Source organism: Halomonas sp. HP20-15, assembly GCF_033446685.1.
Classification (GTDB): domain Bacteria; phylum Pseudomonadota; class Gammaproteobacteria; order Pseudomonadales; family Halomonadaceae; genus Modicisalibacter.
Window position 1 is genome coordinate 85,277 of sequence record NZ_JAWQLY010000011.1, and the last position, 16,519, is coordinate 101,795.

The window sequence follows — 16,519 nt, forward strand, 5'->3', positions numbered from 1 at the left end:
CTACAGTGCGCGGCTCAACCGTGAGGACGCCATGCCACCGATACACACGCTTTGCGAATTCTTTGCCCGCAGTGGCGCCCAGGCCCGTTTTTACGCCCTGGGTCGCCGGGTCGTTGCCTGCTCCGAGGCGACGCTTGCCGCTTTCGAATCAGGCGACCGGCCCTGGCCGCTGCCCTGGCTAGGCCAGGCCCAATTGGCCTGTGTGTTTCGCCTCGGCGATGCCGACGATCCATTGATCTGGTTCCTGTCGCTGCCCCTGGACGAGCAGGGCCTGCTCGTCCCGGCACCGCGCGACGCCTTCCTGCAGCGCCTGCTGGAAACGCTGGGACGTTCGGCCAATCGGCTGCAGGGCGAGGACCAGCGCATCGACAATCTGATGCAGGACAATCCGCTGGCCTTTACCCCCGATATCGTTCAGCGTGCCATGCTGCATGCCCGCGCCAGTGTCGACATGGGGCGCCCCGCCAGCGAACATTTCGAGCTCGCCGAGGGCTACCTGCTCGCCGTCGACGAGACCGGGCAATGGCCGGCGCTGGGCCTGCAGGGACTGGCGGATTTCAGCGTTCGTCACGACCACGCTCAAGCCGGCAGCCTGGCGGCCCGGTTGCATGCCCTTCCGGTCGAAGTGCTACGCCCGCTGAGCCACTGCCTGGAGCACGTCGAGCCCAGCGTAGAACTGGTCCAGGCGCTGATCGCCCGCGGCGAGGCGGCGGCGCACGAGGGCGATCTCGAGACGTTCAGTGCCTGCGTACGCAGCGTCGGTCAAGGCGAGACCGCCCTCGTCGGCCCCTGGTACGATGCCTTGCTCGCCGATCGCGCCGCCTGTGGGCCGGATCTGCTCGCGGCGATCGCCGCACGCGGCTGGGCGCACCTTGAACATGCCCAGCGACTGCCGCTGTTTCTCGACGCCCTGGCCCGTCATAGCCCTGCCGGCTTCACCGCCGTCGTCCGCGATATGGCGTTGCTACCCCGTCTGCGGTTACCGTTATTGATGTACCTGCGTCAGGTATCTCCGGAATCGCCTGTCGGCCAATGCCTACGGCCAATCACGCACTGAGCCTTGTGCCGATCCGCTTGTATCGACCGAAAGGAGCGCCGATGAAAGCATTGCCCTACCAAGCGAAGGCGGTGATCGGCCGTCGCGAAATGGTGACCCTGCCGGAAATCGGCCTGACCCTGTGCTGCAAGGCCGATACCGGGGCACGCACCTCGTCCCTGCATGCCGAAGACATAGAGACCTTCGAGGAGCATGGCCATCTGTGGGTCAGCTTCGTGACGCGCGGCAGCGGTGTCGAGAGTCCCGCGCACCCGGTCAGGATGCATCTGCACGACCGGCGCAAGGTGACCAGTTCCAATGGCCATGCCGAATGGCGTTACATCATCCGCACCCATATGCAGCTCGGCGAACTCGACTATCCCGTCGAACTTTCGCTGAGCGATCGCCGCAACATGCGCCATCCCATGTTGCTGGGGCGGCGCGCCATGCGCCGCCTGCTGGTGGCGCCGGGTACGGCCTTTCTGCATGGCGAACCCTGAGCTGCTGCGTCACGCTATTCACACCGCTTACGTCCCGTCCGGAGAACACCATGCACATCGCCCTGTTGTCGCGTAACCGCAATCTGTACTCCACTCGCCGACTGGTCGAAGCGGGCCAGAGCCGCGGCCACAGTGTGCGCGTGGTCGACACGCTGCGCTGTTACATGAACATCGCCTCGCACCGCCCATCGATTCATTACAAAGGGGCCGAGCTCGAGACCTTCGACGCGGTGATTCCGCGCATCGGCGCCTCGGTGACCTTCTATGGCTGCGCCGTGTTGCGCCAGTTCGAGATGATGAGCACCTATGTGCTCAACGACAACGTTTCCATCACCCGCTCCCGCGACAAGCTGCGCTCGTTGCAGCTGCTTTCGCGCAAGGGCCTGGGGCTGCCGATCACCGGCTTCGCCCATTCGCCCGACGACATTCCCGACCTGATCACCATGGTCAAGGGCGCACCGCTGGTCATCAAGCTGCTGGAAGGCACCCAGGGGATCGGCGTGGTACTGGCCGAGACCAACCAGGCCGCCGAAAGCGTGATCCAGGCCTTCATGGGCATGAAGGCCAACATCATGGTGCAGGAATACATCAAGGAAGCGCGAGGGGCCGACATCCGCTGCTTCGTGATCGGCGACAAGGTCGTCGCGTCGATGAAGCGCCAGGCTGCAGAGGGCGAGTTCCGCTCCAACCTGCATCGTGGCGGTAGCGCCAGCGTAATCCGCATCACCCCCGAAGAACGTTCCACGGCTATCCGCGCCGCCAAGGCGATGGGATTACGTGTCGCCGGCGTCGACCTGCTACGTTCAAATCATGGCCCGGTGATCATGGAGGTCAACTCCTCGCCGGGGCTGCAGGGCATCGAGAACGCCACTGGCCGCGACATTGCCGGATTGATCATCGAGCATCTGGAAAAGAACGCCGTCACACCACGCAAGGCGCCCCCCAAACCCAAGGGTTAAGTATCGCGCCTCGCCGCCGATAACCTTGGACGACGACATTTCGATGGAAACACAGTATTTCTTGCCATCAGGGGTAGCAAAACGCTGTTTCCAGCCGCACAATCTGCGTCACCGGAGGAGGTGACCGCTCATGTTTCTCGATAATCGCCAAGTGGCGATGGACAACGTACTGGAGGCGCTGGCCGACAGCCTCGATTACTTCCAGGACAATCTCGAACGCTTGCGCCCGACATTGGGCGATGCGCTCAAGCCGCATTTCGAGGAGCGCGGCGAAGCGATGCGCGAACTCCAGGCGCTCGCCAAGCAGCACCTCAACATCCTGCCCCGCGACGCCGATGTCGAACGCGACGACTACCTGTGGCTATGGAGCCGGCTGAAAAGCTTCGTCGGTGACGACAGCCAGGTACTGGTCGGCGAGCTGCTCGAACAGGAACGAGTGGTCATGCAGTCATTGTCGACTCTCTACACGCATCCCCTGCCCGACGCCATCGAGCCGGTCATCGAGCGCTGCTGGAAGGGCTGCCGCGCGCTGATCCGCGAGCTCTACAAGCTGCAAAAGCCCAAGCAGCGTCGCTAGTAACTGTCGGATTTAACGCTGATCTGTTGCAGAACCCGGGCTTTCGGCCGCCGGGCTACCCGCCCGCGCATCGGTCATTTCAGCCGTGCCCGCGTGGCTAGTGCTCACCCGGGGCTATCTGCAGGGGTTCGCGGGGCCCCAGGAAATAGGGTTCGCGGTGCCACAGATAGAGATCGCCCAGCGTTGCCACCCGCGCCAGCCACTCACGTACACGCAACTGCCACTCCCCCGCCACGCGCTGTGTCGGTGCCGCGCAACCGGTCGCCTCGAGGCCCAGGGCATCGGCGATGAACAGCGCCCGCGGCAGGTGCCAGTCCTGGGTGATCAGTAGCGCACGTTCGACGGCGAAGATCTCGCGCGCGCGCACCAAGGTATCGAAAGTACTGAAGCCGGCGTAATCGAGGGTCATGGCGCTATCGCGCACGTTGTCCTTGCGCAGGTCGCGCCACATGGTGACCGGTTCGTTGTAGTAGCGGGTACGATTGTCGCCGGAAAGCAGCAGGTGCTGGACGCGTTGCATACGCAGCAGACGTGAAGCGGCATTGAGCCGCGCGGCGTAATGCGGATTGCGTCCGCCGCCGCGTGTCCAATAGGACGTGCCGAAGACGATGCCGACCGGCGCCGCGCGGCACAGCAAGAGATCATCCTCGATACGCCCCTGGGTGCGCGACAGCAGCCACCAGTTGGCCGCCAGGACGACCCCGACGGCCAACACGAATAGGGCGGCAGTCCCTGCTGCCGCCCGCTTGAGCCATGCAGTGCGCTTTGCCGCCATCGACTATCAGCTCTCCCACCATCGCTTGGCCGCGCCGTAGCGCTGGCGGTGCCTCGAGCAGCCTGACCGCCCGTGCATTAGAACAGGCCCAGTTCGAGCCGGGCTTCCTCGGTCATCATCTCGCGGCTCCAGGGCGGATCGAACACGATATCGATGTGCACCCGCGAAATCGGCTTCGCACCGAGGATCTTGCGGCGTGCATCCTCGGCGATAACGTCGCCCATGCCGCAACCGGGGGCGGTCAGGGTCATGCGCACGGTCACCACCCGCTCGCCGCTCAGCAGATGTTCGATGCGACACCCGTAGACCAGCCCCAGATCGACGATATTGACCGGTATCTCGGGGTCGTAACAGGTGCGCAGTTGATCCCAGACGAAGCGCTCGAGGGCCTCGTCGTCGGCATCCTCGGGCAGCGTCGGCCTGGGCAGGGCCTCCAGGCCGAGCGCATCGAGATCGCTGCCCTCGATCAGGAACATCCGGCCTTCGAAGCCGACGCTGACCGTACTGCCCTTGGCCTGCATGATCGAGACGATCGCATCCTCGGTCAGCGTGACGCTCTTGCCGAAGGGGATCGAGATCGCCTCGACGTCGCGTTGCAGGGGCATCTGCTGCCCCTTGTAGATAAGACTTTCCAGTGGCTGCATTGCGGCTCCGTTGCCGAATCTATCGCACCATCTCGACGGCACGCGCGAGCGCCGCGACGAAGATATCGATCTCCTCGGGCGTGTTGTAGGCGGCGAAAGACGCCCGACAGGTCGCTGCCACGCCAAAATGCTGCAACAGCGGTTGAGCGCAGTGATTGCCGGTGCGGATAGCCACCCCCAACTGGTCGATCAACAGTGCGATGTCCTGGGCATGCGCACCGTCGACGACGAACGATACCACGCCGGCCTTGTGCGGTGCGGTGCCCAGCAGGCGCAGGCCGGGAATGCCGGCAAGTTGCTCGTGAGCATGCGCCAGCAGACGCTGCTCCCAGGCGCCGATCAGCGACACGCCGATCTGCTCGACCCATTCGAGCGCCCGCCCCAGCGCGATCACCTCGGCGATCGCCGGGGTGCCCGCCTCGAACTTGTGGGGTATCGCGGCGTAAGTACTACCGGCTTCGAAGGTCACCGTATCGATCATCTCGCCGCCGCCTTGCCACGGCGGCATGGCTTCGAGCAGCTCGGCCTTGCCATAGAGCGCGCCGACGCCGGTCGGACCGTAGACCTTGTGGCCGGAAAAGGCGTAGAAATCGGCATCGATCGCAGCCACGTCGATCGCCTCATGGGGCGCGGCCTGGGCACCGTCGACCAGGATCAGGGCGTCATGCGCGTGGGCGATGCGCGCCATCTCGGCGACCGGGTTGATCGTGCCGATGGCGTTGGAGACATGGTTGACCGCCACCAGCCGGGTGCGCTCGCTGAACAGCTCCCGATAGGCGTCCATGTCGAGCACGCCGCGTTCGTCGACCGGAATGACCTTGATGGTGAAGCCCCGTTCGGCGGCCAGCAGCTGCCAAGGCACGATGTTGGAGTGGTGCTCGAGGCGCGAGACCAACACTTCGTCGCCCGGCTTGAGAGTGCTGCGTCCCCAGCTATTGACGACCAGATTGATCGCCTCGGTGGTGCCGCGCGTGAAGACGATCTCGCGCGCCTCGCGGGCCCCGAGGAAATCACGCACCGTGGCCCGCGTCGCTTCGAACGCGGCGGTCGCCTCATCGGCCAGCGTATGCAGGCCGCGATGGATGTTGGCATTGTAATGCCGATAGTAGTGATCGAGCGTTTCGATCACCTGGATCGGCGTCTGGCTGGTCGCGGCGTTGTCGAGATAGACCAGCGGCTTGCCGTGGACCTGCCGATCGAGGATCGGAAAGTCGCGGCGCACCTTCGCCACATCCAGGGTCAGGTCAGCCATCGCGGTCATGCTCGCCTGCCTCCTTTGCATGCCCCTGCTCGAGCGTGGCGACCTCAACCAGACCGGTGAGATTGAAGCGCTCGGGAAGCTTGCCGGCCACCGCCCGCTCGACCCGTTCGGCGACGGCATCGAGGGTCACCCGATCCATCACCTCGCCGGCGAACGCCAGGGTCAGCAAGCCGCGTGCGGTCTGCTCGTCGAGCCCGCGTGTGCGCAGTGCGAACACGGCCTCCTCGTCGAGCTGACCGGTGGTCGCGCCGTGAGAGCACTTCACATCGTCGGCATAGATCTCGAGCTCGGGCTTGGTGTCGATCTCGGCGCGATCGGAGAGCAGCAGATTGGCATTGCTCTGATCCGCCTCGATCTTCTGGCTGTCGCGCTTGACGATCACCTTGCCGTTGAATACTCCACGCGCACGATCGTCGAGGATTCCCTTGTAATTCTCGTTGGAGATCGTGTGCGGCGCATTGTGATTGACCAGGGTATGGTTATCGACGTGCTGCCGCCCCTGGGCGTAGAACAGGCCATAGAAATGGGCCTCGGCGCCTTCGGCGTTCAACTCGCTGACCAGGTCGTTACGCACCAGCGCCCCGCCCAGGTTGACGTTGAACGAGGTGAATCGGCTATCGCGCCCCTGATCCACCTGCAGGCTGGTGACCAGCAGGTCGCCTAGCGGCGCTTCCTGCAGGTTGTAATGGGTGAGGATCGCGCCACGCTCGAGCAGGGCCTCGGCCACTACATTGGTGAAGTTGCCGGCATCCGCTTCACCGACGAAATGCTCGATCACCGTGGCCTCGCTGCGTGCGCCGGCCTGGATCAGCACCCGCGGGTGACTCATCACCGGCGCAGCGTTGGCGCGCGACAGGAACTGGACGACGATCGGCGTCTCGACCACCGTGCCCGGGGCCAGACGGATCACCGCGCCCTCCTCGGAAAAGGCCGTATTCAAGGCGGCGAATGGCGAAAAGTCGACACCGGTCAAACGCCCCAATACGCCACCCACGGCCTCGTGATTGTCGCTCAGCGCCTGCGACAGCGGCTCCACCGTGGCACCGGCGGGCAGCGCGGCGAGATCCGACAGCTCGGCGGAGAACAGGCCATCGACGAAGGTCAGCCGAATCGCCGCGGCCAGAGGCAGGGTCAACGCCGCCGCCTGACCCGGCGAGAAGTCGGCGTTGTCGGCCAAGGCGAAATTGCCCTGGCTGATTCGCCGCACATCGGTGTACTTCCACTGCTCGTCACGCTTGGTGGGAAAGCCCAACGCCTCGAAACGGGCCGCGCCGGCCTGGCGCCGCGCGGCTATCCACGTCGGTTCAGCGTGACGCGCCGCGCCGCGCGCCTGCAGCCGCTCGAGAAAGCTCTGCTCTTCACTCATGCTGCGGACTCCTCCACGACCCATTCATAGCCGCGCGATTCGAGTTCCAGGGCCAGCTCCTTGCCGCCGGACTTGACGATGCGACCGTCGACCAGCACGTGGACCTTGTCGGGGGTGATGTAATCGAGCAGGCGCTGGTAGTGAGTGACCATCAGGATCGCGCGTTCGGCGCTGCGCAGCGAGTTGACGCCATCGGCAACGATCTTCATGGCGTCGATGTCGAGTCCCGAATCGATCTCGTCGAGCATCGCCAGCTTGGGCTCGAGGATCAGCATCTGCAGGATCTCGTTGCGTTTCTTTTCGCCGCCCGAGAAGCCTTCGTTGACCGCGCGCTGCAGGAAGCTGGAATCCATCTTCATGTAGGCCAGCTTTTCCTTGACCAGCTTCATGAACTCCGGTGCCGGGATTTCATTCTCGCCGCGCGCTTCACGCTGAGCGTTGAGCGCCGCCTTGAGCAGATAGATGTTCTTCACCCCGGGGATCTCCACCGGGTACTGGAAACCCATCAACAGGCCTGCCTGGGCCCGCTCCTCGATCTCCATCTCCAGCACGTCGCGACCTTCGAAGGTAATCGTGCCCGCGGTGACCTCATAGCCGTCCTTGCCGGCAATCACCGCCGACAGCGTCGACTTGCCGGCCCCGTTGGGGCCCATGATCGCGTGGACCTCGCCGGACTGGATCGTCAGCGAGAGCCCCTTGAGGATTTCCTTGCCTTCCACCGTAACGTGCAGATCTTTAACTTCGAGCATGTGTTGCCACCTTGAATCGATTCGAGCCGCCTCGACGGCTCCGATAAATTATTTGCGACCTACCGATGCACCAGGCGCTTCATGACCGAGCGCAATAGCGCCTTAACCGACGGCGCCCTCGAGGGTCACGTTAAGCAGCGCCTCGGCCTCGACCGCGAACTCCATCGGCAACTCCTGGAAGACGTCCTTGCAAAAGCCGTTGACGATCATGTTGACGGCGTCTTCTTCGGAGATGCCGCGCTGACGGCAGTAGAACAGCTGGTCTTCACCGATTTTCGAGGTCGTCGCCTCGTGCTCGACGGTCGCCGTGCTGTTGCCGATCTCCTGATAGGGAAAAGTGTGCGCACCGCAGCGATCGCCGATCAGCAGCGAGTCGCATTGCGTGAAGTTGCGCGCGCCCCGCGCCCGCGGGCCGATCTTGACCAGCCCGCGATAGGCCTGGTCGCTGCGCCCTGCGGCGATCCCCTTGGAGACGATCGTCGACTTGGTGTTCTCGCCGATATGGATCATCTTGGTGCCGGTATCGGCCTGCTGACGGCCATTGGTGACCGCCACCGAGTAGAATTCGCCGACGCTGTTCTTGCCGCGCAGCATGCACGAGGGATATTTCCAGGTGATCGCCGAGCCGGTCTCGACCTGCGTCCACGACACCTTGGAGCGATCGCCACGGCAATCGGCACGCTTGGTGACGAAGTTGTAGATGCCCCCCTTGCCCTCTTCGTCGCCGGGATACCAGTTCTGTACCGTCGAATACTTGATATAGGCGTCTTCCAGGGCGACCAGCTCGACCACCGCGGCGTGTAGCTGGTTCTCGTCGCGCTGCGGCGCCGTGCAACCTTCGAGATAGGACACCTGCGAGCGCTTGTCGCAGACGATCAGCGTGCGCTCGAACTGGCCGGTATTGGCGGCGTTGATGCGGAAATAGGTCGACAGCTCCATCGGGCAGGTCACGCCTTCCGGCACGTAGACGAACGAGCCGTCGGTGAATACCGCCGAATTGAGCGCCGCGAAGTAGTTGTCGCCCTGCGGCACCACGCTGCCCAGGTATTGCTTGACCAGTTCGGGATAGTCGCGAATCGCCTCGGAAATCGAGCAGAAGATGACCCCCGCCTCGGCGAGCTTGTCCTTGAAGGTGGTGGTCACCGAGACCGAGTCGAACACCGCATCCACCGCCACGCCGGCCAGCGACGCACGCTCGTGCAGGGGGATGCCCAGTTTCTCGTAGGTCTCGAGCAGCTTGGGGTCGACTTCGTCGAGGCTCTGCGGACGATCCTCGGGCTTCTTGGGCGCGCTGTAGTAGGAAATCGCCTGATAGTCGATCGGCGGATAACTGAGATGCGCCCAGGAGGGAGCCGTCATCTTCAGCCACTGATGATAAGCCTCGAGACGCCAGTCGAGCATCCACTGAGGCTCGCCCTTCTTCTGCGAGATGAAGGCGATGACGCTTTCATCCAGGCCGGGCGGAACCGTGTCGCTCTCGATGTCGGTCACGAAACCTTGGGTATACTCGCGACGAACGAGCTGCTCCATTTCCTCTGTAGCCATGGTCTTCCCCTCCGGGCGGTCTGCTTTTGAGCCCTGTTCAAGCGATGATAGGCGTGTCAGCCCTCGGCCGAAGCCGCTAGCGTCACGCTCTGTATGGGTAGCTGCACGGGTAACTTGATTGGCGTGGTCTGCGCCAGGTGTGCCAAACTGATGCTATCGAGCAACGTTTGGACACCCAACGTGACACGTTGCCAGTTGTCGGCGACGCTGCAATTGCCCAGCAGCTCGCAATCGCCATCGATCTGGCTGCATTCGGTCATTGCCACCGGCCCTTCGATGGCTGCGATGATGTCGCGGGCCGAGATCTGCGCGGGCGAGCGCGCCAGGCGATAACCGCCCTGAGCTCCTCGCCGCGAGACCAGTAGACCGGCGCGCACCAGCATCTTCAAAGTCTTGCTGACAGTCGGGCGCGGCAACTGCACTGCTGCAGCAAGCTCCGTAGCGGCATATGCCCGGTCGGGATGGCGCGCTATCTGCGCCATCACCACGGCGGCATAGTCGGTCAGCTTTGACAGCTTCAGCATTGCTGCTCTCCAGCTCGCTCAGCGATTGCGTACCATTTTAGTCCTATATGATCTCCGTGTGAAGGCATGGCCCAAATCGAACATTTTCGAACAGTGTATTCGAAAAAAACCACAGCCAAGTTTTGACGTTGGGACCAGCTTTTCCTAGGCTAGGGAACGTAAAGCTCGGGTTACAAAATATTACCCACTGAATTAGAATCCTAAAACTAGAAGATTGGCGTGCCGGCCTGAATCGATAGCTAACCTCGACAGCCGGTAGCCAGCTAGAGACTGCTCGTTGTACGTCGGCACTGATCGGATGTCTGATATTCGAATAAGGATAGACAGCTAGCCTGACGCGCTCGCTCACGAATTGGATTAGGCGTGCAACGCCATCCGTTCGATAGCGACATCGATAAACACCATGGAGAGGTGACTATATGAAGATAACCATCTTCGGATCCGGTTATGTCGGTCTTGTGACTGGAACCTGCCTGGCCGATGTCGGCCATGAAGTCGTCTGTGTCGACGTCGACGCCGACAAGATCGCCCGCCTCAATCGCGGCGAAGTACCCATCTACGAGCCCGGCCTCGAGCCGATGATCGCCACCAACATGCGCGCCGGGCGGCTGCGCTTCACTACCGATGCCGCCGAGGCCGTTGCCTTCGGCAAGCTGCAGTTCATCGCCGTCGGCACCCCCTCCGACGAGGACGGCAGCGCCGATCTCAAGTATGTGCTCAAGGTCGCCGAGACCATCGCCCAGCACATGCAGGAACCCAAGGTCATCGTCGACAAGTCCACCGTGCCGGTGGGTACCGCCGACAAGGTCACCGACACCGTTCAGCGCGTGCTCGATGAGCGGGGCGTGGACCTGGCCTTCGACGTCTGCTCCAACCCCGAGTTTCTCAAGGAAGGCGCGGCCGTCCAGGATTTCTCCCAGGGCGCGCGCATCATCGTGGGCACCGACTCCGATCGGGTCGTCAAGGCGATGCGTGAATGCTACGCACCGTACAATCGCAACCATGAAAAGCTGATGTTCATGGATGTGCGCAGTGCCGAGCTGACCAAATATGCAGCCAATGCCATGCTGGCTACCAAGATCAGCTTCATGAACGAGATCTCCAACCTGGCGGAAAGCCTGGGCGCCGACGTCGAGGACGTCCGTCACGGCATCGGCAGCGATCCGCGCATCGGGTATCACTTCATCTATCCCGGTTGCGGCTACGGCGGTTCGTGCTTTCCCAAGGATGTTCAGGCACTCGGCCGCACCGCTGCGGATATCGGCTACAAGGCTGAGCTACTGAGTGCCGTCGAGGCCGTCAACAAGCGCCAGAAGAGCAAGCTGTTCGAGAAGCTCGAACAGGCCTTCGATGGCGATCTTGCCGGCAAGACCATCGCGTTGTGGGGACTGGCATTCAAGCCCAATACCGATGACATGCGCGAGGCGCCGAGTCGCACGCTGATGGAAGCCCTGTGGGCGGCCGGTGCCCGGGTACAGGCCTTTGATCCCGAAGCGACGGACGAATGCCGGCGCATCTATGGCGAGCGCGACGACCTGAGCTACTGCGAGCGCCGCGACGACACGCTCGAAGGTGCCGATGCGCTGGTGATCTGCACCGAGTGGAAGGCTTTCCGCGCGGTGGATTTCGAGCATATTGCCGCCACCTTGCGCACCCCGGTCATCGTCGATGGCCGCAACCTCTTCGATCCGCAGAGCGTGAAATCAGCCGGGCTGCTGTATTTCGCCATGGGCCGCGGCGACTCGCTGAAGCCGCGCAAGGCAGCTTGATGGCCATCGATCCCCTGCACTGCTATCGAGCCGAAACAATGCTTTCGCATTGAATCAGCGCTAGCAGCCTGCTCCCCGCTCGCCCGACGCCTTCAGGCGTCGGGTTGGAGCAGGAAGAATCGCCGCTGGGGTGTGTCAAGGAAGCGCATCTTTCACGGCGAGTTCACCAAGCGATAACGGCAATGTGAATACAGTTGCCTTATCGCTGTCATCGATAGTCATGGAAGGTTTGCCATGTCGCTGAACAAGCACAGCAAGGGCTCGACAGCCAGTCGTGTTACCGAGGTGACGACACTGCTGTTCATGCTCTCTCTTCTGGTGGTGCTCCTCTTCGAGCTTCCTCCGGAAGTCTTCTCGCCTCACTCCAAGAGCTTCATTCTCGCGATCGGCGTGGTGGGCGCTTGGCGCTACTCATGGTGGTTCACCCAAGCCGTGCGTTCGGTCTGGTTCAACCGCCATGTCTTTCCGCAACTGCGGCAACAAGCCGATGCGGCCGGCGAAACCCAACGTCCCGACGCGCTCTATGTGCTGTGCACGTCTTTTCGCATCGAGCCGGAGGTTTCGTTCTCGGTCTACGATGCGCTGATACGTGAAGCGCGCGATTATGGCGTTCCGACGACGATCTTCGCGGCGATTTCCGACCGTAGCGACGTCGATGTCATCGACCATGTGATGGCGGAAAATGGCTGGCCGAAAAACGTCGAGGTCAGCTACATGTTCCAGAAGGGTGATGGCAAGCGCTCGGCAATGGCCGAAGTGCTGCGCGCGATCTCGCGCCGCATGCCCAGCCATCGCTCGTTGCTGATAACCATGGACGGCGATATCGAGATCGAGCCGGGCACGCTGTCACGCTCGCTCTCCTTTTTCCTGTCGCAGGAAGACCTGGGCGCGCTGACCACCAACAATCGCTCGATAGTCAATGGCGGCGACGTCACCAAGGAATGGTACGACCTGCGTTACGCGCAGCGTCATCTGGTCATGAGCTCGATGGCGGTTTCCGAGCGTCTGCTGGTACTGACCGGTCGCTACAGCGCTTTTCGCGCCGAGCTTGCCACCAATCCCGATTTCATCGACCTGGTCGAGAACGATCATGTCGAGCACTGGCGCTTTGGCAATTTCAAGTTTCTCTCCGGCGACGACAAGTCGACCTGGTACTGGCTGCTCAAGAACGGCTGGAAGATGCTTTACATCCCAGATGTGTACGTAGCCGGCTTCGAGGAGCTGCCCGACAAGGATCGCTTTTTCAAGTCCACCATCGATCTGATGCGTCGTTGGTACGGCAACATGCTGCGCACCAGCGGCCGAGCCATCGCGCTGGGTCCCAAGCGCATGGGGCTGTTCACCTGGTGGAGCCTGGTCGATCAGCGCCTGTCGATGTGGACGACGCTGATCGGGCCTACGGTGGCAATCATGCTGACCCTGTTCGTGCGCCCATCGTTCATCTTCGCCTACCTGCTATGGATCTTCTTCACGCGCAGCGTGGCGACATGCGTACTGGCCCTGCAACGCGGCCGCGTCAGCCTGCTATGGGTGCCCCTGCTCTATTACAACCAGATCGGCGGCGCCCTGCTCAAGACCTACGTCAGCTTTCGCTTCAACCGTCAGTCTTGGTCGCGTCAGGGAATTTCCGCTGGCGAGCCCGACGATCCCAAGGCGGCCAAGCGCCAGCGCCGCATGGGGCATTTCATGCACAGTGTCTATCTGGGCACCATGCTGCTGTGCCTGGCCACCTTCGTCGGCGTGATTGCACCGCCCGATCGTGTCGCACTGGACATTATGCTTGACGAAAGCGAACAGCAATTCAGCGACCCCGAGCGGAGCGACGCCGATGACAATGGCGACTGGTTGGCGCTGGCACTGGCCGATGCTCCAGAAGGGGGCCAAGTGCAGTTGCCTGCAGGCAGCCTGTACGTCGGCTCTCAGATGACCGAAAAGCTTTTCGAGCTGGGTGAAATACGCTCTTCGCTGATAAAGGGCCATGGCGGCGAGCGTCCGACCGTACTCCGCTTGAGCCCGGCTCTTGCTGAAGGTCTCTATGCCCACGACGGCCAGGCCTTGGCCGATAACAAGCGATTTAGCTGTAGCCCCCAACAACCCTGCGAGCTGGAAACCATGCTTGGCGCTGTCACCCTGACCGACATGGAAGTCAGGCTCGCGTCCCGTCAGGACTGAAGAGTACGGACACGGATACCGGACAAGGAGAACACCATGAGCGATGACAACACTCGCGATCCCAACAGAAGAGAGCCGACCCTCGACGGTACCGGCAACGGATACGGTACGTCACATCGTGATGACCGGAACAGCGAACGGCACTCACCCAGCGCGTCCGACGAGCATGACGAGCAGATTGCGCGGGATGATCAACTGAACCACGAACGTCGCGATGAACGACGCCACGTACGTGTCGATGCGCCTTTTCAGGTACGTTTCGCTGACGATACCACCCTACCCGGCCATGACCTGTCGCTCGGTGGCTTCTCTATTTACAGCGACAGGCCCATCGAGGAAGGCAAGGTCGTATCGGCTTCGCTATTGCTGGTCGCCGGCGCAGCGGAACTCATCGTGCCGGTCGATGCCAAGGTGCTACGCGACGCGGGTCGACGGCGCGACAAGCAATACGAGATCGCTTTCGAGATCACCCGCATCGCCCGGCGCCACCGTGAACTGCTGCGGCGGGTCATCCGCGCTCACCTGAGCGGCAACCATGCTTCCGTGGAAAGCCTGGTCGCCACCGAGGATCCGCAGACACCGCGTAAGCGTCAGAGCGCTGCCTTGCCGTCATCGAAGCAGCCGCGCCAGCGTAAGCATTTCGGGCGCTACGCAGCGCTGGTCTTGGCTGCGCTGCTCCTGGTGGCTGTCGCTGCGTCCACGGCCTACCGCAACTTCATGCTGATCGAGCCCGATTTTGCCGCCGTCACCGCACCGCGTATCGACATCCGCGCACCGGGCTCGGGAATTCTCGCCCAGCACAAGTTCAGCGCCGGCGACCAGGTTCAGCGTGACCAAGAGCTGGTACGGGTCAAGAATAGCGAGTTACAGACCGACTTGATTCTGGCCAAGGCATCGCTGAACTATAACAACCAATTGATCAAGAACCTGCAGGAGCGCATCGACTCGCCCGGCACCAACCAGGTCTATATGCCGAGTGGCGACTCGGGCCCCTCCAACTCGGCAGCCAACTTCGAGAGTGTGCCGGCTGAAGTTGCTCGCGTACGCATCAATCAGTTCAAGACATCGCGCGACTACCAGAGCTCACGCATCGATGCGTTGGAGTCACGCATGTCGACCAACACCATCTATAGCCCCTGCAACTGCCTGGTGGCCTGGGCACGCAGTAGTTCCGGCGGCACCTATATCAACGAAAGCGAACGCATCATGACGCTGATTCAGACCGGCCAGAACGATGTCATGGTCGAAGCGCTGGTGCATATGGACGACATCGATCGCATCGAGCCTCATCAGACCGCCTATATCGCCCTGCCCAACGCCTCTGAACCGATTCAGGCCCAGGTGCGTACCGTGTCCCTGGACGTCGAGCGTCAGCCGCGCGCGGGCTTTCCCAAGTGGGTCCGTCAACAACAGAACGTCGCCAGCGTCCTGCTGGTCCCCGAGAAACCATTGCCGGCAAGTGCTGTCGGGGTGCCCGTGGACGTGCGCTTCAGTGAAGCACCGATCATCGACAACACGGTGGAATGGGTCTGGCAAGGTGGTCGCGCCGTGTACCAGCAGGCCGAACAGCTCTTCAATCAGGTCTTCGATACTACCGACGAGCAGACCGCGACCGCTGCAAAGACCGAATCCGCCAGTTGAACGGGCATCTCGCCAGCCGCGATGTCGCCTAACCGACGCCATGCTCGCAGCAATGCCGGCATGGCCGTCAAGGAGATCAACCATGCTTACCCGCAGAACTCACAGCCATCGGTCAGTTCGTCGGGCTCCCTCTCTTTCTGCACGCCTCGTTCTGCCGCTTGCCTTGCTTTTCGTCACGCCGGGCGCACTAGCCGATGACGGGGAAGAGGATGAGGCCTCACTGCCGGTGCCTCAGGTAGCTCCCTGCTCGCAGCGCTACTCGCTGGCGACCGACATGGAGCCTCCCATGGTCGAAGATGGCAAGCGTGCGGTTCGCCAGGCCTTTGGTACCCATGACGACTGGGGAACGGAGAAGAACATCGAAGTGCTCGACGCGAGCCAGACCGGCCTCGGCGAACGTGGGTTACGGGTCAGTTATCCCGAAGGCACCTCGGCACCCAGCGATACTGAAAAAGGCGGCGCCGGCTTCTACGCGACCCTGCCCGCGCTCAGCCACGCCGAGCGCGCATGCCTGCAGTACAAGGTTCGCTTCCCCGAAGGCTTCGACTTCGTCAAAGGCGGCAAGCTGCCGGGACTGTACGGCGGTCAGGCGCCCAGCGGCGGCGACGAAGTGACCGGCGACGGCTTTTCGATGCGCTTCATGTGGCGCAAGCACGGCCAGGGCGAGCTCTACGAATATGTCGTCAACAAGGACAGTGATTACGGTAAGTCCGTCGGGCGCGGGCTCTGGCATTTTCCCACCGGGGAGTGGGTCACGGTCGAACAGGAAATCGTCCTCAACGATCCGCAGCGTGATAACGGCATTGCACGCGTATGGATCGAGGGACGCCCGATCCTCGAGCAGCGAGACATCGTCTATCGCCGGCAGGGTGATGTGTACGCCGATGGGTTGATGTTCTCCACATTCTTCGGCGGCCATGGCAAGGATTGGCGTACGCCCAAGAATCAGCATGCCGATTTCGCCGATTTCCGTGTTTACGCTGATCGGAGCTGAATAGCCG

15 protein-coding genes are annotated in these 16,519 nt (G+C 62.4%); 8 read left to right on the forward strand and 7 right to left on the reverse strand.

Translation table 11 applies throughout. The features are described 5' to 3' along the window. Positions 1-31: 31 nt before the first annotated feature. From R6258_RS14755 to R6258_RS14770, 4 genes are all read left to right on the forward strand, one after another. A complete protein-coding gene (locus R6258_RS14755; RefSeq protein WP_318452047.1) occupies positions 32-1,057 on the forward strand; it encodes a DUF3549 family protein in 1,026 nt (341 codons plus the stop codon). A 41-nt stretch (positions 1,058-1,098) separates the two neighbouring features. After that, the gene (locus R6258_RS14760; protein WP_318452050.1) at positions 1,099-1,536 is read left to right on the forward strand and encodes an ATP-dependent zinc protease; all 438 of its coding nucleotides are present in this window, start codon (positions 1,099-1,101) and stop codon (positions 1,534-1,536) included. 50 nt (positions 1,537-1,586) lie between these two features. Beyond that, entirely contained in the window at positions 1,587-2,495 is a 909-nt protein-coding gene (gene rimK, locus R6258_RS14765; RefSeq protein WP_318452057.1) for a 30S ribosomal protein S6--L-glutamate ligase, read from the forward strand. A 130-nt stretch (positions 2,496-2,625) separates the two neighbouring features. Then, complete coding sequence (locus tag R6258_RS14770) at positions 2,626-3,072, forward strand: hypothetical protein (protein WP_318452059.1); 447 nt, start codon at positions 2,626-2,628, stop codon at positions 3,070-3,072. 97 nt (positions 3,073-3,169) lie between these two features. Here the strand turns inward: R6258_RS14770 and R6258_RS14775 are convergent, their stop codons facing one another. The 7 genes from R6258_RS14775 to R6258_RS14805 all read right to left on the reverse strand — a co-directional run bounded on the left by R6258_RS14775 (position 3,170) and on the right by R6258_RS14805 (position 9,936). Next, entirely contained in the window at positions 3,170-3,787 is a 618-nt protein-coding gene (locus R6258_RS14775; RefSeq protein WP_318452061.1) for a vancomycin high temperature exclusion protein, read from the reverse strand. Positions 3,788-3,924: 137 nt separating this feature from the next. Then, positions 3,925-4,491 (reverse strand): putative Fe-S cluster assembly protein SufT, encoded by a 567-nt coding sequence (gene sufT / locus R6258_RS14780; protein WP_318452063.1) that lies wholly within the window; start codon positions 4,489-4,491, stop codon positions 3,925-3,927. 19 nt (positions 4,492-4,510) lie between these two features. Next, positions 4,511-5,752 (reverse strand): cysteine desulfurase, encoded by a 1,242-nt coding sequence (locus tag R6258_RS14785; protein WP_318452066.1) that lies wholly within the window; start codon positions 5,750-5,752, stop codon positions 4,511-4,513. Beyond that, positions 5,736-7,118: a Fe-S cluster assembly protein SufD gene (gene sufD / locus R6258_RS14790; RefSeq protein ID WP_318452072.1), complete on the reverse strand. Its 1,383-nt coding sequence runs from the start codon at positions 7,116-7,118 to the stop codon at positions 5,736-5,738. Before sufD ends, R6258_RS14785 begins: the two co-directional genes overlap by 17 nt. After that, the gene (gene sufC, locus R6258_RS14795; protein WP_318452075.1) at positions 7,115-7,867 is read right to left on the reverse strand and encodes a Fe-S cluster assembly ATPase SufC; all 753 of its coding nucleotides are present in this window, start codon (positions 7,865-7,867) and stop codon (positions 7,115-7,117) included. Before sufC ends, sufD begins: the two co-directional genes overlap by 4 nt. Positions 7,868-7,969: 102 nt before the next feature. After that, positions 7,970-9,412 carry a Fe-S cluster assembly protein SufB gene (sufB, locus tag R6258_RS14800; RefSeq protein WP_318452078.1) on the reverse strand — a complete coding sequence of 481 codons (1,443 nt, stop codon included), beginning with the start codon at positions 9,410-9,412 and terminating at the stop codon, positions 7,970-7,972. Between the two features lie 56 nt (positions 9,413-9,468). After that, positions 9,469-9,936 carry an SUF system Fe-S cluster assembly regulator gene (locus tag R6258_RS14805; protein ID WP_318452080.1) on the reverse strand — a complete coding sequence of 156 codons (468 nt, stop codon included), beginning with the start codon at positions 9,934-9,936 and terminating at the stop codon, positions 9,469-9,471. A 419-nt stretch (positions 9,937-10,355) separates the two neighbouring features. Here R6258_RS14805 and R6258_RS14810 point away from each other — a divergent pair, with 419 nt between their 5' ends. The 4 genes from R6258_RS14810 to R6258_RS14825 all read left to right on the forward strand — a co-directional run bounded on the left by R6258_RS14810 (position 10,356) and on the right by R6258_RS14825 (position 16,512). Continuing rightward, positions 10,356-11,705, forward strand: a complete 1,350-nt coding sequence (locus R6258_RS14810) for a UDP-glucose/GDP-mannose dehydrogenase family protein (protein WP_318452085.1) — start codon at positions 10,356-10,358, stop codon at positions 11,703-11,705. A 234-nt stretch (positions 11,706-11,939) separates the two neighbouring features. Then, positions 11,940-13,877 carry a glycosyltransferase gene (locus R6258_RS14815; RefSeq protein WP_318452087.1) on the forward strand — a complete coding sequence of 646 codons (1,938 nt, stop codon included), beginning with the start codon at positions 11,940-11,942 and terminating at the stop codon, positions 13,875-13,877. 36 nt (positions 13,878-13,913) lie between these two features. Next, positions 13,914-15,518: a PilZ domain-containing protein gene (locus R6258_RS14820; RefSeq protein WP_318452090.1), complete on the forward strand. Its 1,605-nt coding sequence runs from the start codon at positions 13,914-13,916 to the stop codon at positions 15,516-15,518. Between the two features lie 286 nt (positions 15,519-15,804). After that, complete coding sequence (locus R6258_RS14825; protein WP_318452094.1) at positions 15,805-16,512, forward strand: polysaccharide lyase; 708 nt, start codon at positions 15,805-15,807, stop codon at positions 16,510-16,512. Positions 16,513-16,519: the final 7 nt, after the last annotated feature.